The sequence below is a fragment of the Leucobacter sp. WKLB1 genome, assembly GCF_059696215.1.
On sequence record NZ_AP046115.1, the window covers coordinates 2,703,279 to 2,723,212 of the forward strand.

General features: G+C 64.5%; 30 protein-coding genes. 28 read left to right on the plus strand and 2 right to left on the minus strand.

The genetic code is table 11. The features are described 5' to 3' along the window. Positions 1-312 precede the first annotated feature (312 nt). From ACZF5Y_RS12410 to ACZF5Y_RS12460, 11 genes are all read left to right on the plus strand, one after another. The gene (locus tag ACZF5Y_RS12410; protein WP_497532938.1) at positions 313-1,116 is read left to right on the plus strand and encodes a hypothetical protein; all 804 of its coding nucleotides are present in this window, start codon (positions 313-315) and stop codon (positions 1,114-1,116) included. 16 nt (positions 1,117-1,132) lie between these two features. Beyond that, positions 1,133-1,498: a hypothetical protein gene (locus ACZF5Y_RS12415; protein ID WP_497532939.1), complete on the plus strand. Its 366-nt coding sequence runs from the start codon at positions 1,133-1,135 to the stop codon at positions 1,496-1,498. After that, the gene (locus tag ACZF5Y_RS12420) at positions 1,495-1,716 is read left to right on the plus strand and encodes a hypothetical protein (RefSeq protein ID WP_497532940.1); all 222 of its coding nucleotides are present in this window, start codon (positions 1,495-1,497) and stop codon (positions 1,714-1,716) included. The genes ACZF5Y_RS12415 and ACZF5Y_RS12420 overlap by 4 nt, the downstream gene beginning before the upstream one ends. Continuing rightward, the gene (locus tag ACZF5Y_RS12425) at positions 1,713-1,928 is read left to right on the plus strand and encodes a hypothetical protein (RefSeq protein WP_497532941.1); all 216 of its coding nucleotides are present in this window, start codon (positions 1,713-1,715) and stop codon (positions 1,926-1,928) included. Before ACZF5Y_RS12420 ends, ACZF5Y_RS12425 begins: the two co-directional genes overlap by 4 nt. After that, positions 1,910-2,383 (plus strand): hypothetical protein, encoded by a 474-nt coding sequence (locus ACZF5Y_RS12430; RefSeq protein ID WP_497532942.1) that lies wholly within the window; start codon positions 1,910-1,912, stop codon positions 2,381-2,383. The genes ACZF5Y_RS12425 and ACZF5Y_RS12430 overlap by 19 nt, the downstream gene beginning before the upstream one ends. A gap of 9 nt (positions 2,384-2,392) precedes the next feature. Continuing rightward, positions 2,393-2,743, plus strand: a complete 351-nt coding sequence (locus ACZF5Y_RS12435) for a hypothetical protein (RefSeq protein WP_497532943.1) — start codon at positions 2,393-2,395, stop codon at positions 2,741-2,743. 199 nt (positions 2,744-2,942) lie between these two features. Further along, positions 2,943-4,352 carry a DNA cytosine methyltransferase gene (locus tag ACZF5Y_RS12440; RefSeq protein WP_497532944.1) on the plus strand — a complete coding sequence of 470 codons (1,410 nt, stop codon included), beginning with the start codon at positions 2,943-2,945 and terminating at the stop codon, positions 4,350-4,352. Further along, a complete protein-coding gene (locus ACZF5Y_RS12445) occupies positions 4,349-4,657 on the plus strand; it encodes a hypothetical protein (protein ID WP_497532945.1) in 309 nt (102 codons plus the stop codon). Before ACZF5Y_RS12440 ends, ACZF5Y_RS12445 begins: the two co-directional genes overlap by 4 nt. Then, entirely contained in the window at positions 4,654-5,757 is a 1,104-nt protein-coding gene (dnaN, locus tag ACZF5Y_RS12450) for a DNA polymerase III subunit beta (protein ID WP_497532946.1), read from the plus strand. Before ACZF5Y_RS12445 ends, dnaN begins: the two co-directional genes overlap by 4 nt. An 11-nt stretch (positions 5,758-5,768) precedes the next feature. Further along, positions 5,769-6,179 (plus strand): hypothetical protein, encoded by a 411-nt coding sequence (locus ACZF5Y_RS12455; RefSeq protein ID WP_497532947.1) that lies wholly within the window; start codon positions 5,769-5,771, stop codon positions 6,177-6,179. Next, positions 6,176-6,940, plus strand: coding sequence for a MazG-like family protein (locus ACZF5Y_RS12460; RefSeq protein ID WP_497532948.1), 765 nt, complete (start codon positions 6,176-6,178; stop codon positions 6,938-6,940). The genes ACZF5Y_RS12455 and ACZF5Y_RS12460 overlap by 4 nt, the downstream gene beginning before the upstream one ends. Before the next feature lie 23 nt (positions 6,941-6,963). Here ACZF5Y_RS12460 and ACZF5Y_RS12465 read toward each other — a convergent pair whose 3' ends face one another. Further along, entirely contained in the window at positions 6,964-7,302 is a 339-nt protein-coding gene (locus ACZF5Y_RS12465) for a hypothetical protein (protein ID WP_497532949.1), read from the minus strand. A 26-nt stretch (positions 7,303-7,328) separates the two neighbouring features. Here ACZF5Y_RS12465 and orn point away from each other — a divergent pair, with 26 nt between their 5' ends. The 3 genes from orn to ACZF5Y_RS12480 are packed head-to-tail and all read left to right on the plus strand — an operon-like array spanning position 7,329 to position 8,981. Next, a complete protein-coding gene (orn, locus tag ACZF5Y_RS12470) occupies positions 7,329-8,027 on the plus strand; it encodes an oligoribonuclease (RefSeq protein WP_497532950.1) in 699 nt (232 codons plus the stop codon). Next, a complete protein-coding gene (locus tag ACZF5Y_RS12475) occupies positions 8,027-8,218 on the plus strand; it encodes a hypothetical protein (protein ID WP_497532951.1) in 192 nt (63 codons plus the stop codon). Before orn ends, ACZF5Y_RS12475 begins: the two co-directional genes overlap by 1 nt. Then, on the plus strand, positions 8,211-8,981 hold the full coding sequence (locus ACZF5Y_RS12480) for a hypothetical protein (protein ID WP_497532952.1): 771 nt from the start codon (positions 8,211-8,213) through the stop codon (positions 8,979-8,981). Before ACZF5Y_RS12475 ends, ACZF5Y_RS12480 begins: the two co-directional genes overlap by 8 nt. A 492-nt stretch (positions 8,982-9,473) precedes the next feature. On the opposite strand, the gene ACZF5Y_RS12485 is transcribed toward ACZF5Y_RS12480, so the two are convergent. Next, positions 9,474-10,061 (minus strand): hypothetical protein, encoded by a 588-nt coding sequence (locus ACZF5Y_RS12485; RefSeq protein WP_497532953.1) that lies wholly within the window; start codon positions 10,059-10,061, stop codon positions 9,474-9,476. Positions 10,062-10,218: 157 nt separating this feature from the next. Here ACZF5Y_RS12485 and ACZF5Y_RS12490 point away from each other — a divergent pair, with 157 nt between their 5' ends. The 14 genes from ACZF5Y_RS12490 (at position 10,219) to ACZF5Y_RS12555 (ending at position 19,932) form a co-directional block, all read left to right on the plus strand. Beyond that, complete coding sequence (locus ACZF5Y_RS12490) at positions 10,219-10,572, plus strand: terminase small subunit (protein ID WP_497532954.1); 354 nt, start codon at positions 10,219-10,221, stop codon at positions 10,570-10,572. A 12-nt stretch (positions 10,573-10,584) separates the two neighbouring features. Further along, the gene (locus ACZF5Y_RS12495) at positions 10,585-12,165 is read left to right on the plus strand and encodes a terminase large subunit domain-containing protein (RefSeq protein WP_497532955.1); all 1,581 of its coding nucleotides are present in this window, start codon (positions 10,585-10,587) and stop codon (positions 12,163-12,165) included. Between the two features lie 4 nt (positions 12,166-12,169). Continuing rightward, positions 12,170-13,846, plus strand: a complete 1,677-nt coding sequence (locus tag ACZF5Y_RS12500; protein ID WP_497532956.1) for a phage portal protein — start codon at positions 12,170-12,172, stop codon at positions 13,844-13,846. Then, positions 13,843-14,658 carry an HK97 family phage prohead protease gene (locus tag ACZF5Y_RS12505; RefSeq protein WP_497532957.1) on the plus strand — a complete coding sequence of 272 codons (816 nt, stop codon included), beginning with the start codon at positions 13,843-13,845 and terminating at the stop codon, positions 14,656-14,658. Before ACZF5Y_RS12500 ends, ACZF5Y_RS12505 begins: the two co-directional genes overlap by 4 nt. Continuing rightward, complete coding sequence (locus tag ACZF5Y_RS12510; RefSeq protein WP_497532958.1) at positions 14,655-15,884, plus strand: phage major capsid protein; 1,230 nt, start codon at positions 14,655-14,657, stop codon at positions 15,882-15,884. Before ACZF5Y_RS12505 ends, ACZF5Y_RS12510 begins: the two co-directional genes overlap by 4 nt. A gap of 2 nt (positions 15,885-15,886) precedes the next feature. Continuing rightward, entirely contained in the window at positions 15,887-16,237 is a 351-nt protein-coding gene (locus tag ACZF5Y_RS12515; RefSeq protein ID WP_497532959.1) for a hypothetical protein, read from the plus strand. A 15-nt stretch (positions 16,238-16,252) separates the two neighbouring features. Next, positions 16,253-16,774, plus strand: coding sequence for a hypothetical protein (locus ACZF5Y_RS12520; RefSeq protein WP_497532960.1), 522 nt, complete (start codon positions 16,253-16,255; stop codon positions 16,772-16,774). A 38-nt stretch (positions 16,775-16,812) separates the two neighbouring features. Further along, positions 16,813-17,223, plus strand: a complete 411-nt coding sequence (locus tag ACZF5Y_RS12525) for a hypothetical protein (RefSeq protein WP_497532961.1) — start codon at positions 16,813-16,815, stop codon at positions 17,221-17,223. 15 nt (positions 17,224-17,238) lie between these two features. Next, positions 17,239-17,529 carry an HK97 gp10 family phage protein gene (locus ACZF5Y_RS12530; RefSeq protein WP_497532962.1) on the plus strand — a complete coding sequence of 97 codons (291 nt, stop codon included), beginning with the start codon at positions 17,239-17,241 and terminating at the stop codon, positions 17,527-17,529. Positions 17,530-17,531: 2 nt separating this feature from the next. Then, entirely contained in the window at positions 17,532-17,945 is a 414-nt protein-coding gene (locus ACZF5Y_RS12535) for a hypothetical protein (protein WP_497532963.1), read from the plus strand. Positions 17,946-18,011: 66 nt separating this feature from the next. Further along, entirely contained in the window at positions 18,012-18,785 is a 774-nt protein-coding gene (locus ACZF5Y_RS12540) for a hypothetical protein (protein WP_497532964.1), read from the plus strand. A gap of 78 nt (positions 18,786-18,863) precedes the next feature. Continuing rightward, positions 18,864-19,172, plus strand: coding sequence for a hypothetical protein (locus tag ACZF5Y_RS12545; RefSeq protein ID WP_497532965.1), 309 nt, complete (start codon positions 18,864-18,866; stop codon positions 19,170-19,172). Positions 19,173-19,189: 17 nt separating this feature from the next. Beyond that, positions 19,190-19,573: a hypothetical protein gene (locus tag ACZF5Y_RS12550; RefSeq protein WP_497532966.1), complete on the plus strand. Its 384-nt coding sequence runs from the start codon at positions 19,190-19,192 to the stop codon at positions 19,571-19,573. Between the two features lie 65 nt (positions 19,574-19,638). Then, positions 19,639-19,932, plus strand: coding sequence for a hypothetical protein (locus ACZF5Y_RS12555; RefSeq protein WP_497532967.1), 294 nt, complete (start codon positions 19,639-19,641; stop codon positions 19,930-19,932). Positions 19,933-19,934 lie beyond the last annotated feature (2 nt).

Here is a 19,934-nt window from a genome sequence, read left to right on the forward strand (position 1 = left end):
CGATGGTCTACCTCGTCTGGTGGCCCGAGCACTCGGTGCTGAAGGTCGGTCGCGCGCACCGCTTCGACCGGGTCCGCCAGTACCTCGCGACCGGAGCGATCGTGCTCTACGTGCAGGAGGGCGTGCTGCGCGAGTGCGAGCAGGAAGTGCTCGAACTGACCCGGCGCCGCTTCCCACGCGCGTACCGCACCGACGCCGAGCAGAAGGAGCACGGCCTGTGGTCGCTGGGTGGCGGCTTCACCGAGTGCTTCATCGTCACGCCTGCACAGGTAGGAGACGCGACCGACATCTTCATTGAGGGAATCACACCGTATGTACATCAGACAGCCGAGGCAGGTGCCTGGCGACGACTTCACGAACATCGCGTGGGCCAGGCTCCCCGACGCGCACCGCGTGCTGATGCAGGCGCTCAGGATGCTCGCGGACGTCGGCGGCGCGGGCGAGGTCGACCCGCACCGCATTCGGCGGGAGACGTGGCAGGCCGGCGAGGAGGGCGCGCACTGGCCATCGATCGACGAGGTCGAGACGATGATGCTCGAACTCGCGGACGCCGGATGGTTACTGCTGTACCCGGATCCGAAGGGGACGGGAACGGAACTCTTTCAGGTGCTCGCCCCGTGGCCGAAGCCACAGAAGCAGGGCTTCCCGAAGTGGGATCCGCCCCCGAACACCGAGCGTCAACCGCTCCCCGCGATCCCAATGGTGGAGCCACTCCGGAAACCAGTAGTAGGGGGAGAGCGCGAGCGGGCGTGCGCGGGCGAGAGCGCGAGCGCGGGAGCGGGCGAGCGGGCGGGTTCCTCCGGAACCACCTCACAGGCGAAGCTTCGAGTCACTCCTTCCCGGTTCTGCAGCGAGCACCCCGGCGGTCCCCCAGAGGACGAAGACTGTCGCAACTGTGGCACCGCGAGGCTCCGACAGGAAGAGCACAAGGAAACCCGCGTCGCCCTCATCGAGGCACGGAAGCTCTCACCGATCCTCCGCGCCGCCGTTCTCCCACCGCTCGAGCGGAAGCTTGCGGACCTCGAGGCCGCAGCCGCCCAAGCTCTTCTCCCGCCCGCTGACACTGACGACCCGGAGGAGTACATCACTCCCGACGGCCTCATCGACCACACCTGACCCCAACGAGGACACCATGCCGAAGAACACCCTGAACCTCACCCTCTCGCTCGACACCGACACCATCGCCGCGTTCAAAGCCGAAGCCGAAGACCACACCAGCGAGCAGGCACTCGCGAACCAGATCATGACCGACCGCTACGCGCACCCGGATTGGCCGGATCTCGCCGAGGCGAACGTCATCGCGAAAGAGCTCGGCGCCGCGCAAGCGAGGATCACGCTGCTCGAAGCCGAACGGGAGCACGCGATCGCCAGCGCCACCCTCAACGCGAATGTCGTCATCGTCATGGCAGCAGAGATCGAGAACGCCGTCGAGCGCACGGACATTGTCGCGAACGAGCGCGCGCGGCGGACGCTGCGAGATCTCGGGGTGAACCTGTGACCGCGGCGAAGTCGAGGCGTGTGGGCCATGGTGCGCTGCCGATCGATGAGTTCGTGGACGAGCTGAACTGGCTGCTGTCGTTCGGAACTCACCCGCACGTGGTGGCTCGTCAGCTGAAGATGCGGCCGTCGTCGGTGCAGAAGCGTCTCGCCGAGCACGGGTTAAAGGATCTCGCCGCCCGCTTCGGTCGAGTCTCGGATGAACGGGCCGCAGCATGAGCCGCCTGGGACGGTCGACCCCGCTCGACCCGGCGCACGGCGACACGTTCACGATGCTCGACGGCTCCCGCTGGTCTGTGGTCGACGTGCAGCCCGCAGCGGTGCGCATCGAGGAGCTCGGCACGAAGATCGCGAACACGGTCCTCGTCCCGCTGCGCGATCTCCTCGTTGCGGCGAACGGATGGGAGCGCGCATGTCGACTGAGGGACTGACCTGGACCCGCGAATCCGGCTTCGCCGCCGCTGCCGGCCGGGACCGTGACCGCTCGGCATGGTCGGACGTCCCGAAGACGTCAGGCCCGAACGGCCATTACTCCACCCACCACCGACAGCTGCGCTCGAGGGGCGGCACGCACTCACCCGCGAACCTCGTCACCCTCACCGGCTCCGGCACCACCGGCGAGCACGGCTGGGTACACGCACACCCCGACCTCGCGACCACCCTCGGCTACATCGTCCCCTCATGGGTGGACCCAGCGACCGTCCCGATCTACCGCATCAACCATTACGGCACCGCCTACGACTGGCACCTGCAGACCGAAGACGAACAGCTCGAACCCTGCCAGCCACCTGCCTACTTCAGCCCCAAACAGATCGCGGACGCGCTCGCCGCATTCGCCATGGTGCAGCTCAACTCCCGCCGCACCGCCGACTTCCACACCCTCTAGGAGCACCCGATGACCACCCCGAAACCCGGACCCACCACATTCCAGCAGCAGATCGCCACCACACAGGCCGCGCTCGCCGCCGTGCCCGTCCAGGAGACGTTCACCCTCGACCACGCCCTGCAAATGCGCGACACCCTCGCCGCCCGCATCGAACACCACGGCACCGTCGACAGCAACGCAGCGATCGCGATCGCCGAAGGCCTCATCACCGAGCAACTCATCAACACCGCAACACTCCGCCGCATCGCCCGCGCCGCAGACCTCCCCGAACAATGCACCGAATCACTCTGCGGATTCAAACACGAACACGACCACGGCCCCGACTGCAACCACACCTGCCCCTGCGGCAAAGGCTCCTGACCATGGCCCACCGCTCCCGCAACTGCCCCAGCGTCAAAGCCGGACGCTGCACCGCCCAAGGCAACCGCGCCATGGTCCACACCTGCACCCACTTCACCAACCACGAAGCCCGCCACAAATGCGGCTGCGGCCTCACCTGGCCCAACACCCCCACCACCAAAAACCCGCGCGCTCGCCGCCGGGGATGGAGCACCGACACATGAGCACCACTACCAAGAGCATCCGGCTCGGCTCGCTGTGCACCGGGTACGGTGGCCTCGACCTCGCCGCTGAGGAGTTCCTCGGCGCGCGCACGATCTGGTGCGCTGAGTTCGAGGAAGCCCCGTCGCGCGTCATCGAGGCACGCTTCCCCGGTGTACCGAACATGCACGACGTGAAGCGGATCCCGTGGCACATCATGGCGCCGATCGACGCGCTCACCGCCGGCTACCCGTGCCAGCCATTCAGCCTCGCCGGCGCGCGCAAGGGCGAGGAGGATCCCCGCCACCTGTGGCCGTCGATTGCTGAGGGCATCCGCATCATGCGTCCCCGGCACGTGCTCCTCGAGAACGTGCGCGGGCACCTCTCGCTCGGCTTCGACCAGGTGCTGCACGACCTCAACGCACTCGGCTACGCCGTCGTGTGGCGCATCCTGTCTGCTGCAGCGGTCGGCGCTTGCCACCGTCGCGAGCGCCTGTTCATCTACGCCCAGCCGGTCGAGTTCGTCGCCGCGCAGCGTGGGCCCGTGCTCGCCATTGCCGGCGCTGACGGGTGGCTCGAAGCCGAGGCGGACCTCTTCGGCGAGCGGATGATGTGGACAGAGCAGCTGCCGGTGTCGGGAGTGATGCGCGCCGGAGAGCTCCGCGCGGTCACATTGCATCAGCCGCCGCTCAACCTGACACTTCTACCCACGCCCGACGCCTATCAGGGCAGCCGTGGTGGCTCGCAGGATCCCGAGAAGCGGAAGGCAGGTGGGCACACGGTGTCTCTGGCTGATGTCGTTGAGAAGGGAATGGTGATGCTGCCCACGCCGACGACGATGGAACCGCATTCGTCTGGCGGCAGCACCCCTTCAAATGTCACGCTCACGGACGCCATCGTGCGCACCGAAATGGGGACGATCCCAAACCCTCGACTCCTACCCACCCCCCAGGCCTCTGACGCGGTCTTCTCAGCGACGGCACGCACCGGCGGGCGGCCAGTCGAGAAGTCGACGAAGCTCGCCACGCAGATGGCGTTACTTCAAACCCCCACCGCCGCATTGGCGGGCGGTGTGCAGACACTCGAGCGGCAGGTAGGCGGCCGTTGGGCGCACGAGAACACAGGGTCTGGCTGGGGCAAATACGGCGTCGCGGTCGAGCGTCACGAAGCCATGTTGGGGCGGACTGCACCTGCCCCGACGCAGCGTAATTCGAAGGACAATCCGGAACTCGCGCCGGCATTCGTTGAGTGGATGATGTGCCTTGAGCCGGGGCGAGTCACAGACCTCGACCTCTGGGCCCACATCTCGCCACGCAAAGCGCGCGAGGTGCAGCTGAAGATGCTCGGCAATGGCGTGGTGCCGCCGCAGGCGCTGGCCGCGTACCGCTCACTCGCTGCCATTACCGCCGTGCACGAGGTCGCAGCATGACCCGGCTTACCGGCGCCGATGTCGTCGCGCTCGCGCGCTTCGGAGTAACCCCACGAGATTTCACCCCCACGAAGGAGAAAACCATGATGACCACTGACGCAGCGCTCGCTCTCATCGAACAGACCATGCAGGAGGCCGCAGCGAAAGGCGACGACGTCGTGCACCTCGTGCGCCCGCTCGCCCAAGCGTTCGCCGACCACGTGAGCAGCCAGCCACCGCTGACGGAAGAGCAGCGCGCCGAGCTCGCCCGCGACCGCGAGCGCACCGGCCCGGCCCTCTTCGATCTCGAGGAGGTGCAGGCATGAAGATCTCGATCGATCGCAGCGACTTCGCTGATGCTGTGGCGTTCGTCGTGCGCATGTCGCCGCGCCGCCCGCTGCAGCCCGTGCTTGCGGGCGTGCTGCTCACAGCTGAAGCAGATGCGCTGAAGCTCACTGTCTACGACTACGAGACCGCCGCCGATACGTCGATCGTCGCGAGCGTCGTGGATCCCGGTGTCGCGCTCGTGCACGCCGCCACGCTGGCGCAGGTCGTCGCGAAACTGCCGCAGCTTCCGGTGTCGCTCGAGACTGCCGACACTGTCCTGAAGATCACGTGCGGCAGTGTCCGCGCGTCGCTCCCGCTGATGCAGGCCGAGACGTATCCGGCACCGCCGCTCGACGGCGCGACGGTCGCGACGCTCTCGGGGGCGGTGTTCGAGGACGCGGTGTCGCGCGTCGCGGTTGCAGCTTCAACGAGTCCGGAGCCGGCGCACTTCATGGGCGTGCACGTCATGGTCGGCGAGGGTGAGGTCGTGTTCGAGGCGACGGATCGTCACCGGGTCGCGATCTTCCCGATCGCGTGCGAGACGACGCAGAGTCTGCAGTTCATCGCGTCGGCCGTGGTGATGCGGGAGGCTGCGAAGGCGTTCGGACCGTCCGAGGTGGTCGAGATCATCGTCGGCGAGTCGGGCACGATCTCGATCCGTGGTGAGCGCGGCACGATGCTCGCTCGCACCATCGAGGGCAACTTCCCGCCCCTCGCCCGTCTGTTCCCGAGTGAGCCAAGGGCTCGCGCCGTCATCGATCGTGATGTCGCGGCGGACGCGACGGGTCGCGCAGCGCTCGCGATCGAACCTAATGGTGCGGTCCGGTACTCGTTCGATGAGGGCGAGTGCAGCGTCGCGGGCAAGTCGGCCGCTGACGGCAAGGACGTGTCCGAGGAGTTCGACGTCGAGACCGACGCGGCGGGCCTCACCGTGGCACTGAAGCCGCAGCTCGTGCTCGATGCCCTGAACTCGTGCCGCGCGGCGGTCGTGGAGATGTGGTTCACACACGATCCCGATGCGGCGAAGCCGGGCCCGGTGATGTTCACCGCCGGCGACGGCTACCGCTACCTGATGCAACCCAACGCCAATGTGAAGTGAAAGGCAACGCCATGACGAACAAGAAGACACCCGTGCAGGCGGAGACACGCACACGTCGGCGGATCCGACTGGCTGTCGAGTCTCGGGGTTACAAGATCACCGAACTCGAATATGAAGCCCCCTATGACTCAGGCGAGATGGGCGGTTTGGCCGGTGGGTGGTATGTCGAGCTTGACCGCGATTATCTGCCGTTCACCACACCCGGTAATGACCTCTACGGGTTCAACGTCGAAGAGGTTCTCGCGGCGGTGGACTACTGGCTCAAGCCGGCTGAGGGGTGCGTGTGTGACCGCAGTCATGACCCGATCGGTGCGGCACGCCTCATCGGGGATCCGAAACGGCCCACGCACGGACCCGAGTGTGTGCATCACATCAAGTACCGGCTGCGCTGGTGGACGAAGAACGAGGAGGGCGAGGCATGACCGAGAAGACAGCCGTGCAGGGTGGCGCGACCGAGGAACATGCGGCTGCACCGGCGCTCGTGGCGCTAAGCCGATGGATCGATGCCGGCAATGCGCACCGCGACCCGGAGGCCGTCACCTCGGGCAGACTCGCGAAAATCACCGAAGAAGCGGGCGAGGTGATCGAGGCCTTCATCGGGGCGACAGGCCAGAACCCGCGCAAGGGCGTGTGTAAGTCGTTGGACGACGTTCGCGCCGAGCTGCTCAATGTAGCCGTCACTGCGTTGGGCGCCTACGAGCATCTCGACGATCACCGAGGTCTAGCGATCGCTGCGTTGCTCGAGAAGATTACAGCGGTCGCTACGCGTGCCGGATGCGTCGTTGTGTCAGTGTCTGCGTCCGCTGATCAAGCGGACGAGCACCACGATGCCGAGGAGCGTCAGGCCGAGTCCGAGGATCATGCGGCAACGGTAACAGGCGCACTAGGGAGGGAGCCTGTCCAGCGCGCTCTGGACAATCTCTCAGCGCTGGACCTGAACAGCCCGTTTACTCGCGAGGGTACGGCGTGGGGCTCGCTCCTCCGAGAGGCGAAGGAGCATCTAGCTGCTGCTCTCGCCGCCCCGGTCGAGGTAGACGAAGCGAAGCTCGCCGAGGCGATCGCTGACGAACTCGAAACCGATTCTTGTATCGCCGAGCAATGGTCAGCGGGGAAGCTTGCCGCTACTGCGCGCAGACTGGTCGAGCACTCTGTGAAGCCCGTGCTGCGAGGTGAGCAGCGATGAGGCCGAACAGATGCCGACGCCGCTTACTCGTGGACGCCGAAGTACAGCGACTTAAGTTCAGCAACCGTGACGTCGGTGGGATTCGAGTTTCGGAAGGCGGGCTGACCCGGCTGAGTCCCGCGCTCTTCGTGCGAGTAAACGTGAACGGGCTCGGGGCCGTCCCCGACCCACTGGGTTGTGTTCGACGCAATCAGAGTGCCCTCGTACCCGGGGTCTCCCGTGTTCACGGTCCAACCAAGCAGTGTGCCGTTCTGCTCGCGTGCAGTGAATCGCACCAGAGCATCTCCGATCTCGAAGACTGCGTCACCAATCAGGGGGAGCTGCGAATAGGACTCAAGCTTGGGAAATTCTTCCTCAGACATGATCGAACTCTAGCCGGAGGCAAACAATGAGCACCACTCTTTCATCACATCCGACCCCCACCGGCGGCGAGCGCGCTGCTGTGCCTGCGGTGCTGAATCCGGGTTGCATTGTGTGGATTGATGCGGAGACGACGGGTCTGGATGCTGCGTCGGATCGGTTGCTTGAGATTGCGGTGGTCGTAACTGACAACGGCCTGCGGGAGGTCGCGCACTTCTCGTCGGTGATCCGCCAGGACGACGGCGGGTTGGTTCAGATGGAGGAGGTCGTGTACCGGATGCACACCGATTCGGGTCTGTTCGCTGCGCTCGCCGCCGCGCCTGCGTCGTTGGCGGTGGGTGAGGTGGAGCGCCGAGTGATCGCGTTCCTTGAGGCGCATGGTGCGACGGGTGCGGTGGTGGCGGGCAGCAACGTGTCGTTCGATCGCGGGTTCCTGGACGTGTGGATGCCGACGCTGAACCGGGAGCACCTGCACTACCGGAGTATCGACGTGTCAACGGTGAAGGAGCTCGCACGCCGGTTCGATCCGAACACGTTCGGTGTCGCACCGGTGAAGAAGCTCGCGCACCGTGCACTCGATGACATTCGCGAATCGATCGAGGAGCTGCAGCACTACGTCGACTATGGGTTCATCTACACCTCAGACCCCGACCCAATCGTCACCACCTACTCCGGCACCACTCTGCCGATACCCGCCGCGCTCGCCGCCGAGGAAGGAACGAACTGATGGCAGAGATCCCGAACCCTGCACAGCTCGCCCAGAAGCGCCAGGCCGCCGCCGAACGCGAACGGGTGAGCACCGTGCGAAAGCGCCGCCGGCTCGTGCGCGGCGCCAGCATCACCACCCACATTCAAGACGAAACCGCCCGCGCGCTCGCCAAGCTCGCTCACCCTGACACCGGAGGATCACGTGACTGAGACCAGAACCCCAGAGGCTGCCGCAGACGAGCTCGCGACGCTCGACGTGCACGACTGCTTCGAACGACTCACGAAGCCGTGGACGCTGCATGAGCCAGACAGCGAGACCGGGCACATCGTCGCTCGCGTCATGCCCGCCCTGCTCCCCGAGCTGCGCAGCGCCGTGTTCGGCGGGATGGAGAGCACCGGCGGATCGGCGAGCTTCGGCGCACGCCTCCCGATCAGCGACGGTGCGCTCGACCTGTACGAAACGATCGACCAGCAGATCGCCGAGGCGTGGGTCTCGGCGTTCCCTGGCCAGGTGCCAACCGTCGATGCACCGGAGCGGCTGCTGTCCCAGGTCGTCGCCGTTGCGAAGCAAGATGAGACGATCACCGTGCTCGTCGCAGAGCAGCGCGTCGAGCACCGAGGCGAGCGCGATGAGCATTGGTGGGTGGAACGCCAGCCCGTCGATTTCACGTGGGTCGCGCTGATGCGCCGGTGGGTGCGTCAGGTAATGGAGTTCTTCAACCCGCCGCGCACGCGCGAGATCGCGGCGCCATGCATTCAATGCGGTGTCGAGTGGGCGGCCCGCACATCGGGTGGTGAGCATGTGCCGTACCGGGTGTTCGTGTTCGTGCACGACTCAGACGGGTGCTCGCGCGAGATCCGGTGCCTCGCATGCGGAGCGTCATGGGGGCCGGGCCTGTTCCAGTTCATCGCAGCGAGTCTCGGCGAGAGCACAGCGCGCCCTCACCTCACCGATCCTCCCAGTGAGTCGTGAGCGCGTAATGTCGGCGCTCGTGTGTTAACCTGTGGGTGCTCGGCATAAGTGTGCCGCAGAACCGGTCTCATCGTCCTGATGGGGCCGGTTTCTTGTTTCCCGGCGATCGTTTCATCAGATCGCACCGAGCATCTTCTAGCTCGCACGCTGACGACTGAGCGAACTATTCCGAAGCCCCGGAGTCCGCATGGCGCCGGGGCTTCGGCATTTATGGAGGTGTCGTGGCCGGGAAGCGGAAAATCACCCGCCGCTTCATCGAGCTGCGTGCTCGCTTCCGAGCTAAATGCGCCGAGGAGAACCGCGCGTGCTGGCTCTGCGGTCAAGCCCACATCGACTACGAAGCTCCGTTCGATGATTGGGAAAACGACGACCGATTCGAGCTCGACCACTTCTATCCGGTATCAACTCACCCGCATTTGCAGGAAGACCCGGCGAATTTCAAACCGAGTGCTCATCTATGCAATAACGAGCGAAGCAACGGTGCACCGCGTCCTAGCCTCGGGATTCTGAGTCAGGCTTGGACGTGACCGCTCCCGGCATTCCTTCGGAGCTATCCCATCTCCACCACGGGCTCACATCCCTGCTCAGAGCGGCCGCAGCCTCGCGAATGGGGTCGAGGTACTTCTCGATATCGATGTCTTGGTCGCGATCTCGGAGCAGGACTGATGCGAGCGCGAGCGCCTGATCGGCGACTACCGTGAATGCCTTGAGTATCAGCTCGATAGAGGCCGAGTTCGTGTTCGTCATGTGCTTTTCACCGAGACCCATAACGCCCTCCGGCGCGATGTCGTTGGTGTAGAAGGACAACCACATGTCGTGTTCAAGACGATTCCGATAGGTGAGCAAACCGCGGACAATGTTCCACAGCTCCTCTTGCTCGGCTTCTGTGAACCATCGTCGCAGATCGGTCGTCCTGAAGCTGCCGTTGCGTTGGCCGAGAGACTGCGCGGCGTTGGGGAGGCTGCCACCTACTCGCATGAGGTCTCCCAAAGCACCTTGGACGAGCACCGCTTGCTCTGAGATCTGAGCGCGCAATGAACGCAGCGCCGCGGTCCGTTCAAGTGAGTCTTTGATCGCCACCTGACCATCATGCCCGACGGTGAGCTACCCCTATGGGGAGGGGCGGTCAGATCGCTGCAAGGGCGATCGACGGAACACCTCCCGCGCGCAGTGTTCCTCTCTCCCCGCCGGCTCCGATAGGGGGTCGTGCGCGTGCGCGCGAGTAGGAGGTATACGGGTGGCAAATTTCACTGACGAGTCGCTCTGCGATGCATTCGAGCGGGCAGTGAAGAACGCAAAGCACCTTCGCGTTCGTGACGCACCAGCCGTGGCTGCAGCTCGAGCACTCGCCCGCAAGATCGATGCGTGGGACGTCATCGTGGATTGGGCGATCGAGGATGCCTCCGAGCGTGGCTCCCGTCCAGCGGTTCCCGCGAACGACAACGTCTCGATCGCGAGTTTCCTGAAGTACCTCGAGAAGCTCCGTCTCCTCCCGCCCGAGGGTGAGGCGGCTCAGAGTGGAGCACGGCCCGGTGCGGCACCCAAGCCAGTAGGCCTCGGTGCAATGCGGGAAGGGTTGCGGGCCGTGTAACCGGGGGGTGCCGTGACGAAGAAGCGTTTCGGCCGCACAGAGCCGCGCGTGTTCACGAAGCCGCGCACCGAGTTGACACCGGAAACTTCGCGCGGTTTCGAGATCATCGCGTTCGCAGCGAAGGTTCTGCACGTCCCGCTGTTCCCGTGGCAAGAGTGGCTCCTCATCCACATGTTCGAGCTGAACGAAGATGGCACGCTCCGGTTCGGAAAGGCGCTCGTCATCGTCGGCCGGCAGAACGGCAAGACCCTGCTCGCGTCAGTGCTTTCGGCCTATTGGATGTTCGTCGACGCGACTCGATGGGGCGATCTCTCACCCGCGCACAAGTTCGAAATTTACGGGGCCGCACAGAAACTCGATGTCGCGATGAAGCCGTGGCGGCAGGTACGAGCGTGGGCGGGCCCGGATAACCCAAAGATCGGCATCGCCCCAGACCGAGTTCCGCTGTTGCAAGAACACACCTATTCGCCGCGCATGGTGAACGGTGAAGTCGAACTGAAGACCCATGAGGGAGCCGCGTACAAGCCGCGTACCTTCGAGGCCGTCCGAGGGCTGACCGCTGCGCGGATGATCCTCGATGAGCTCCGCAAGCAGTACGACTACGAGGGATGGTCGGCGATCGTAAAGGCCGACACCGCGGTGTACGACTCGTTCCTGCTCGCGCTCTCAAACGCCGGCACGGCAAGATCCGAAGTACTCAAAGACACCCGCGACATCGCGCACGCCGAGGTCGATGATCCGGACGCTGAATGGTTCGTCGCGGAATGGTCTGCGCACCCCGACCAGACGATCGACGATCCAACCGCGTTCGAGCAGGCGAATCCATCTGCCGGCTACCTACCCGGTATGACGATCGAGAAGTTGATGCGCACCGCGGCCAACGCCCGCGACAAGCCCGGAGCACTCACGGTCGAGAAGATCGAGGTGCTCGGACAGTGGGTGTCCGCTGAGGTCACGCCGTATCTGAACCTCGGAGAGTGGGAAGCGTGCGCGGACGCCCCGCAGGTCAACGAACGGGGCGAACTCGTGTACCTCGGGTCACAGATTCCAGAAGCATCTCGGCGGGTACTCGGCGTCGATGTTTCCGGCGACCGAAAGATGTCCTACGTCGGCGTGGCTGGACTCCGTGCTGATGAGCTCGCGCACGTCGAAGTGATCGCTCAGCGAGCCGGGATCCTCTGGGTCGTCGATTACCTCAAGCAGGTGCGCGAGAAGACTGGCATCAACGAGGTGGCGCTGCAGTCGAAAGGCTGCCCCGCAGCCGACCTAGTGAAGCCGCTCCAACAGGCCGATTTCGTGGTGCACGAGATCTCTGGCACCCCGATGCTGAACTCTGCCGGACGCCTCAACGATGCCGTCCGCGATGGTGTCGTTCGCCAACGCTCACAGCCGGTACTCAACACGGCAGTCGAATACGGCACGACTCGGAACCTCAACGGCATGCCGATCTGGGATCGCACCGGCGAAGTCGACGTCGCTCCCATCATCGCGATCACCGTCGCGCTCTACGCCCTATTGACGACCGATCCGCCCGAAGAGGCGCAATCGGCGTACGCCCTCGCCGAGGGCGAGCAAGCAAAGGACTGGTGGTGAACGCATGGGATTTCTCGACGTCTTCACGAGCATGATCTCTGGGAAACAGCAGGGCCAAGTCGCCGGCGAGTTCAATGGCCAAGCTGTCACAGCATTCGCCTTCATGACCGAAGGGGAAGGCCTCGAGGGGCACACGATCGAGTCGCTCTGGAAGTCCCAGCCTCACCTGCGCACCGTCGTCGGGTTCATCGCCCGGCAGATGTCGCAGCTCAGTCTCAAGCTCTATGAGCGGGACGGTGAAGACATCAAGCGGGTACGCACCGGCAAGATCGCACGGCTCCTTGAAACCCCGAACAGCGAAGAGACATTCTCAGAGTTGCTCTACACGCTGGTCGGTGAGTGGGCGCTCTGGGATGACTCCTACCTCGTTCTTCTGGGCGGAGAGCTTCGGGTGTTTCCCGCGAAGTGGTTGACACCGAAGAAACGAAACGCATTCCAGGTCGACGGGTACAAGCTCATCACAAAGGACGGCGAGCGCGTCGACCTGTCGATGGATCAGGTGTTCCGTTTCAAGGGGTGGACACCATCGCAGCCGCTGAAGGCGACATCACCTGTGGAAACGCTGAAGCTAATGCTCGAAGAGCAGCACTCGGCACGCACATTCCGCAAGCAGGTCTGGAAGCGCGGCGGCCGCTTCGGTGGCTACTTGAAACGTCCCGCCGCAGCACCGAAGTGGGACGACGCAGCGCGCGGCCGGTTCGATCGCATGTGGCAGGCATTCACAAGCAATTCAGGTTCCCGTGCCGGCGATGCCCCGCTCCTCGAAGACGGCATGGAGTACGAGACCACGCGCATCGCGTCGAAAGAAGATCAGTGGCTCGAATCTGTTCGCGCATCGCTCGAGATGTGCGCACAGGTCTACTACGTAAATCCGACGATGGTCGGGCTCCTCGACAACGCGAACTTCTCGAACGTGCGTGAATTTCGGCGGTCGCTTTACGGCGATTCTCTCGGGCCGATCGTGAAGAAGATCGAGGACCGATTCAATAGCTTCATCCTGCCCGCACTTGGTGCTAGCGAGAACCAGTACGTCGAGTTCAACGTCGAAGCGAAGCTGCGCGGATCGTTCGAGGAGCAAGCCGCTGTAGTCTCTACCGCCACCGGAGCGCCCTGGCAGACCGTCAACGAGTCGCGGAAACTCTTCAACCTCTCGCCGGTTGAAGGCGGCGACGACATGGTGCGTCCGCTGAATGTGCTCTTCGGTGGCCAGGCATCTCCGCAGGATGGCGAGACCTCGGGGGGCGGTGGTGTCCCGGAGGAGATCGAAGCGGTCCCCGTGAAAGCCGGACCGACCGCCGAGGAAATCGCGAAGTTGGTCACCGCAGCGGGTTCGTTAATCCGCGCCGGGTTCGAGCCGCAAGCATCTCTCTCGGCGGTCGGCCTCGACCCAATCGAGCACACCGGGCTCCTTCCCGTCACCGTGCGCGACGACGCGGTGAAGTCAGCAACCGAGCACTACCTCGTCCGACAGTTCGAGGTCGTGCAAGCCAAGAGGAACGGTGGCGCGGAGCGCTGGTGGGATGCGCAGCGTTGGAACCGTGAACTCGCGTCGGATCTGTTGAAGGCCGGCGTGCCGGAGCGCTACGCGCCACAGGCGGCATTCGGCATCAACTCACTGCTCTTCGATCACTATTCGTCGGGCGAACCAGCGAATCAATCCATGTTGGAGGTGGGGTCGTGAAGACCAAAACCATTCGTGTCGATGTGAAAGCGATCGACCTCGAGGCCGGCCAGTTCGAAGGCTACGCAGCAGTTTTCGGCAACAAGGACTCCTACGGTGACGTCATCGTGCCCGGAGCCTTCGCCGACACGCTCGCCGCCGACTTCGGGGCTGAGGGGCAGGGTGTCCCGACGTACTGGTGCCACGACTTCACCGACCCGTTCAAGAACATCGGGTCGACGATCTGGGCGAAGGAAGACTCACACGGGCTCCGGGTTCGGGTGCAGCTCGATCTCGATACCCAGAACGCGAAACAGACGCTGAAGCTCTTGAAAGAGGGCCGTGTCAACCAGATGAGCTTTGGGTACACCGTCGTCGAGGGCGCGTTCGTTGATTCCGAAGAGCACGGCTTCTATTACGAGTTGCGGAAGCTGAAGCTGCACGAGGTGTCGGTCGTGCCGATCGGCGCAAATCAGGAAACCGAGATCCTCGCAGCGAAGGCAGCCGGCCGAGAGCCGACCCCCGAAGAGATCGCCACTCTCTTTGGGGTCGCGATTGAGCATCTCAGTCTCGCAAAGGGTGCACTACTGAGCGCCACCACGGCGGCCAAGGCCGCCGGCATTGAACTTCCCGCCGTCTCGGCGGGAGCTGCAGAGTCGGAATCTGACAGCGGTCAGGAACCCGAGCAGGCCAAGTCTGAGGAGCCCGAAAGGGTCAAGGATCAGGAGCCGGCAGAGGTCAAGTCGCAGACGACAGAGCACGAATCCGCACTCCAAGACCTCGCCCGAATGGTCGGGGTCGACATCACAACCCTGAAGGGAGATCACGCATGAGCGCGATCGAAAAGCTGGTGCAGGAGCGCAAGTCCGTCGCTGAAAAGGCGCGCGGCATCCTCACCACCGCAGAGAGCAACGGCGAGGGCTTTACGCCTGAGCAGATCGAGGAGCTGAAGGGCTTCACCGCCGAGATCAAGGCGTTCGACGAGCAGATCAAATCGAGCATGGATGCACAGTCCCTGCTCGACTCGATCGAGTCGATGCCCGCGGTCGAGAAGAAGGAAACCGACGGCAGCGACATCTCGCTCGGGCGGTACTTCGTCAAGAGCGCATTCGGCGAGCTAAACCGTGTCAAGGGGACACGGGGTATGAATCTTGTGCTCCCGGAGTACAAGGCAGCCACTGACACGCACCTCACCACCACCACCGGGCAAGGTCTCATCCTCCCGGAGTACGACTTCAGCATCGTCAAGGGCAAGCGCCAGCGTCCCTTCCTTGCGGAGTGGCTCGGCGCGGGCACGCTTGCCGGCAACACGCTGGTCTACTTCACCGAATCGCCCACCATCGAAGGCGCCGTCACCACCGTGGCGGAGGGCGCGAAGAAGCCGCAGCTGCATTTCCCCGACCACGACCCGGTGACGGAGACTCTGAAGAAGGTCGCCGGCTACATCAAGATCTCTGACGAGATGACCGAGGACGCCGCGTTCCTGGTGTCTGAGATCGAGGGACGTCTGCTCTACCAGTTGCAACTCGCCGAGGAAGACCAGCTCCTCAACGGCAACGGGACCGGCACCAACGTTCGCGGGCTCCTGAATCGCTCCGGCATTCAAACCGAGACAGCCGCCGGCGAAAAGGACGTCTTCGACGCGATCTTCCGCGCGATGACGAAGGTCGAAACCGCCACCGATCTCGTCGCCGACGGCGTCGCGATCAACCCGATGGACTACCAGAAGCTGCGCCTGGCAAAGGACGGCAACGATCAGTACATCGCCGGCGGCCCATTCCAGGGCCAGTACGGCAACGGCGACATGCTCCAGAACCCTCCGATCTGGGGCAAGCGCACCATCGTGACCCCCGCGATCGCACAGGGCACCATCCTCGTCGGTGCCGGCCAGCTCGGCGCCACGGTCTACCGCAAGGGAGGCCTCACCCTCCAGGCAACCAACACCAACGAGGACGACTTCGTGAACAACAAGATCACGATCCTCGGCGAGGAGCGCCTGGCGCTCGCGGTACGCCGCCCCTCGGCCTTCGTGAAAGTCACCATCGGAACGGAGGGCTGATCGTGGCCGACCTCAAGGAGTACACCGTCACTATCGACGGCGTCGATCACACGATGCTGCTCAGCAACGAAGATGCCGCAAAGCGTGGCCTCATCGAAGCAGAAACGGACGTAGAGATCGCCGCTCTCGTTGACGCCGAGGCCGAGAAGATCCGCCTGGCCTTCGAAGCCACGCACGCTGAACGCGTCGCCGAGCTCGACCGGGAGCACGCTGACCGAAAAGCGGAACTCGAAGCAGAATTCGAGACCCGAGTGGCGACGGCGGTCGAGGAGGCGCTCGCCGCCGGCGCGAACACCGACAAGGCGCCGCGAGCTCGCGCCGCGAAGACCGAGGCCGCCAGGGCGGCGAAGTAGAAGGAGGTGACGGGCGTGACGATTCCTGACATCATCAGCGCTAGCTCGCAGGTTGATCCGGCTTTCTGGATGAAGGCTGCCCAAGGTGCTGTGCGTCGCGAATGCGGATGGCACGTCGCGCCCGTCGCCGAAGAAACGATTGTGCTCGATGGGAGGGGTGGCACAGTGCTGCTCCTCCCATCGCAGCGCATTGTTTCGATCATCGAAGTCGTCAACGACGGAATATCCGTCACAGACGAGGTGAAGTTCTCTCGCAGTGCCGGCGTGATCACCCTCGCTTCTGGTTGGAGCCATGACGTCGGAGGCATCACAATACGGCTTACCCACGGTTACCCGATAGAGGAAGTCCCGGAGGTCGCCGCCCTCATCGTGACACTGACCAAGCGCAGTGCAGCAAGTGGGATAGTCGTGCAGCAATCCATCGGAGGTGCATCTCAGCGTCTCGCGACGAGCAAAGACGGATCAGCTTTGGGAGTACCGCTCCTCGAATCAGAGCGCGACCTGCTCGCGCCGTACCGACTCGTCTGGGGTCCGTAATGGGCTGGCTCGATGAGATAGCCGACGGTGGTGCGCCGATGGTGTTCACACATGGGCGCACCGTGTACCGGCTCCGCGCCGGCCTCGTCGATGACGCATACAGCGGCGGCCAAGTCCCCGGCGACTGGGAGTCGCCAAGGGTGCTCGCGATCGAGGCGGCGTTCGTCGCGCAGACTTCAACGTCGATGCTCACGGATGCGACGCGCGAGCAGGCTCTCGAATCGAAGTCTCTCTTCTGCGAAGGCAGCGCCGACGTGCAGAAGGGCGACCGGATCTTCACCGGATCATTCGACCCTGAGCTCCCAGACGATGCCGAGACGATCCCGGAAGGGACGCGGATGCTCGGCGAGATCTACACGATCGACGGCATCCCGCCCGCTGCGGACACGAACCCCTTCACGGGGTGGACGCCTCCGCGCGAAATCCCGCTGACCCGCGCGGTCGGCTGACCGAGAGGACCGACTATGGCACGCAGCGGCGATACCGAGTTCATCCCGAACCCGAAGTTCTTCGAGACCGTGCTCCGGCAGCCCGGAGTCGAACGCCTCACCGACGAGGCAGCCGGGCGCTCACTGGCCACCGCGAAATCAAACGCAACTGTCGACTCGGGCGAGTATCGCGACGGCCTGCACATCGAGCACCGTGAGTCGCGCTACCGCCGCGTCACACTCGTCGTCGGCAGCGATCCGAAGACGCTCATCATCGAGGCCCGCACCGGCAACCTCGCGCGCAGCCTGAAAGCGGCGAAGCAGTGAGAGTGACACCGCCGGACCTCGAGCAATGGCTCACCCGGTACGTGCGGGAGCAGGCACTCGCCGCCGGACACCTCGTCGATGTCTCGAATAAGGAACCGGCGACACTCAAGCTCCCGCTCGCTCGTCCGCTGATCGTCATCCGAGACGACTCCGGCACGCGACTCGACCACACAACCTTCGACCGCTCCATCGGGGCATCCGTGCTCGGTTGGACGAAGCAGAACGACGCACCCGCGAACACGCTCGCGCGGTGGCTCGCCGCGCTGCTCCACGACTCCGATCTCCCACTCGTCGATGGCACGCCGATCGTGTCCGTGGAGTGGGACGGCTGCAACGGCCCGTACCCCGTGACCGAAACCCTCGATGTGGCGCGACGTTACCTGACGGCGCAGTACGTCGTGGCCGGCTCCTGGTGAGCCACCCACCAACCCATCCGAAGCCCCGCAGATCGCGGGGCTTCCGCATTTCCGAAGGAGTACCCCATGTCTGCTGATGAGCAGGGATTCGACCTCGACGCCGTCGGCGTCCCAATTACCGGCATGGCTGCGTTTGCGCAGTTGCTCGAAGCAAACATGCTCACCGAGCCGCAGCTCGCGGCACGTCCGATCGTGCTGCCTCCGGCGTACAAGCGCCTCGGCTTGTACAAGCAAGACGGCGGACCAACCCCGGGGCGCGAGGATGGCGACGCGATCGAGCTCTTCCAGCAGGGCTACAAGCTCGCTGGTGAGGGCGCACGTTCGCTGACCATCGGTCTCGCCGAGAACAACCCCATCGTGCTCAGCCTGATCGAAGGCGTCGAGCCTGACGAGCACGGCATCTACAAGGTGTCGTCCGCGCTCCCATCGAACCGATTCCTGTTCTTCTCGTCGCTGCGCTACCGCGGCGGCAAGGAGAAGCGCCAGCTCGGCGTCGCATACATCTCGGCGGTCGAGTCCGACCAGGCCGAGCGCGGATCGGTCGAGGGCGCCTCGGTGACGTTCACCTGGCTCGAGCACGACCTGTTCGAGGGGTCGCCGTTCTGGCAGTTCGGTCCCGCGATCCCCGGCGCTGCACCGCAGCCCACCGGTGCGACCGCGGGCACCCCCGGCACGTTCACCCCCTCGGGTGCGCAGGTGCCGGCCACGATCGCCGCGCTGCGCGACCTCGGCGATCTGGGGCAGACGACCGCATGGTCGGCAGGCCAGTACATCGAGTACGGCAACGCGCTGAAGGCGCACTGGGACGGCAGCGACTGGGCGACCGGCGTCGCGTCCTAACCATGACTGCTGGCCGGGGCGTTATCGGGTCGTCCCGGCCAGCTTCACACCCGAACCCGTAACCCGAATGGAGTCCTCATGGACAACATTTCCGCCCTCCGTCGCGACCGCCTGATCAAGGACATTGCTCGCAGATTCATGATCCGAGCTATGCCCGGCAGAGAAGACCGCTTCGAAATCGTCTTCGCAGCGAGCGACTACGAAAAGTTCACCCGCGCAGTGATGAGGGGCCAGGAGCACGACGCATTGAGCCGGGGTTACTACCTCGGTCTCGGCGGCGAATGCGAGCTCCGCACCGCACCGGACTGGGCATGCGACCGCAGCGTCGTAGCCCACGCGCGACGCACAGCACGAATCCGGCGCACCCTGCGCCGGATAACCCGATAACCCGAAGGAGCGCCAGCATGGCAACCGCAACCAAGACCCCGAAGACCACCGACGTCGTCGAGTATGACTTCGACAGCTGGACCGAGGCTGACGAGACGAAAGCTCTCGCAGCCCTCGCCCCCGACATCAAGTACATCATCGCCGAGAAGAACTTCATCGGTCGTTTCGAAGACGGCACGATCGTGAAGCTCCCCCTCTCGCTGTCGGTCGACGAGATCGACGCTCTCACCGAGAAAACCGAGAACCCGGTCGACCAAGTGAAGGTGCTCCTCGAGCAGCTCGGCGGCAAGGATGCCGTCGCCGAGTTCACTCGTCAGAACATGACGGAGACGATCGCGATGGCGAACAAGTTCTTCACCGCGTTCGCTCGCATCGCGGGCGCCACCCTCCCGGAATCCTGAGCGTCGTCCGGTTCATCCGAGAGCACCCCGCCGCGATCGCGCGCTCACTGCGTGAGACGTTCGGGGTGGGGCTCTCGGATCTGGGCGGCGCCGTCTCCTGGGCTGAGGCGAAGCTGCTGCTCGAGGCGGCAGCCAGCGACCCCGCAACGTCTATCGGTGCTGAACTCGCCGGTTGGGCGTACCCCGCGAGCACCCCGCAACTGATTGGTCTCATCGCGCAGATCGGCGACAAGAAGGCATCCAAGAAGCTGATGCCGTGGGCACTCGACAATCCGAACCGCAAGAAGCCGGAGTTCTCAGCCGAGGAAGTCGCCGAGGCTGAGGCGGCACTCGAAGAGGGCATCGTGTTCTCGTCCTAATC

Excerpts from the sequence above, each read along its gene's own strand:
- ACZF5Y_RS12410 (WP_497532938.1), top strand. The coding sequence starts at position 313 with ATGTACATCAGACAGCCGAGGCAGGTGCCTGGCGACGACTTCACGAAC.
- ACZF5Y_RS12415 (WP_497532939.1), top strand. The coding sequence starts at position 1,133 with ATGCCGAAGAACACCCTGAACCTCACCCTCTCGCTCGACACCGACACC.
- ACZF5Y_RS12425 (WP_497532941.1), top strand. The coding sequence starts at position 1,713 with ATGAGCCGCCTGGGACGGTCGACCCCGCTCGACCCGGCGCACGGCGAC.
- ACZF5Y_RS12430 (WP_497532942.1), top strand. The coding sequence starts at position 1,910 with ATGTCGACTGAGGGACTGACCTGGACCCGCGAATCCGGCTTCGCCGCC.
- ACZF5Y_RS12435 (WP_497532943.1), top strand. The coding sequence starts at position 2,393 with ATGACCACCCCGAAACCCGGACCCACCACATTCCAGCAGCAGATCGCC.
- ACZF5Y_RS12440 (WP_497532944.1), top strand. The coding sequence starts at position 2,943 with ATGAGCACCACTACCAAGAGCATCCGGCTCGGCTCGCTGTGCACCGGG.
- ACZF5Y_RS12445 (WP_497532945.1), top strand. The coding sequence starts at position 4,349 with ATGACCCGGCTTACCGGCGCCGATGTCGTCGCGCTCGCGCGCTTCGGA.
- dnaN (WP_497532946.1), top strand. The coding sequence starts at position 4,654 with ATGAAGATCTCGATCGATCGCAGCGACTTCGCTGATGCTGTGGCGTTC.
- ACZF5Y_RS12455 (WP_497532947.1), top strand. The coding sequence starts at position 5,769 with ATGACGAACAAGAAGACACCCGTGCAGGCGGAGACACGCACACGTCGG.
- ACZF5Y_RS12460 (WP_497532948.1), top strand. The coding sequence starts at position 6,176 with ATGACCGAGAAGACAGCCGTGCAGGGTGGCGCGACCGAGGAACATGCG.
- ACZF5Y_RS12465 (WP_497532949.1), bottom strand. The coding sequence starts at position 7,302 with ATGTCTGAGGAAGAATTTCCCAAGCTTGAGTCCTATTCGCAGCTCCCC.
- orn (WP_497532950.1), top strand. The coding sequence starts at position 7,329 with ATGAGCACCACTCTTTCATCACATCCGACCCCCACCGGCGGCGAGCGC.
- ACZF5Y_RS12475 (WP_497532951.1), top strand. The coding sequence starts at position 8,027 with ATGGCAGAGATCCCGAACCCTGCACAGCTCGCCCAGAAGCGCCAGGCC.
- ACZF5Y_RS12500 (WP_497532956.1), top strand. The coding sequence starts at position 12,170 with ATGGGATTTCTCGACGTCTTCACGAGCATGATCTCTGGGAAACAGCAG.
- ACZF5Y_RS12510 (WP_497532958.1), top strand. The coding sequence starts at position 14,655 with ATGAGCGCGATCGAAAAGCTGGTGCAGGAGCGCAAGTCCGTCGCTGAA.
- ACZF5Y_RS12525 (WP_497532961.1), top strand. The coding sequence starts at position 16,813 with ATGGTGTTCACACATGGGCGCACCGTGTACCGGCTCCGCGCCGGCCTC.
- ACZF5Y_RS12530 (WP_497532962.1), top strand. The coding sequence starts at position 17,239 with ATGGCACGCAGCGGCGATACCGAGTTCATCCCGAACCCGAAGTTCTTC.
- ACZF5Y_RS12540 (WP_497532964.1), top strand. The coding sequence starts at position 18,012 with ATGTCTGCTGATGAGCAGGGATTCGACCTCGACGCCGTCGGCGTCCCA.
- ACZF5Y_RS12545 (WP_497532965.1), top strand. The coding sequence starts at position 18,864 with ATGGACAACATTTCCGCCCTCCGTCGCGACCGCCTGATCAAGGACATT.
- ACZF5Y_RS12550 (WP_497532966.1), top strand. The coding sequence starts at position 19,190 with ATGGCAACCGCAACCAAGACCCCGAAGACCACCGACGTCGTCGAGTAT.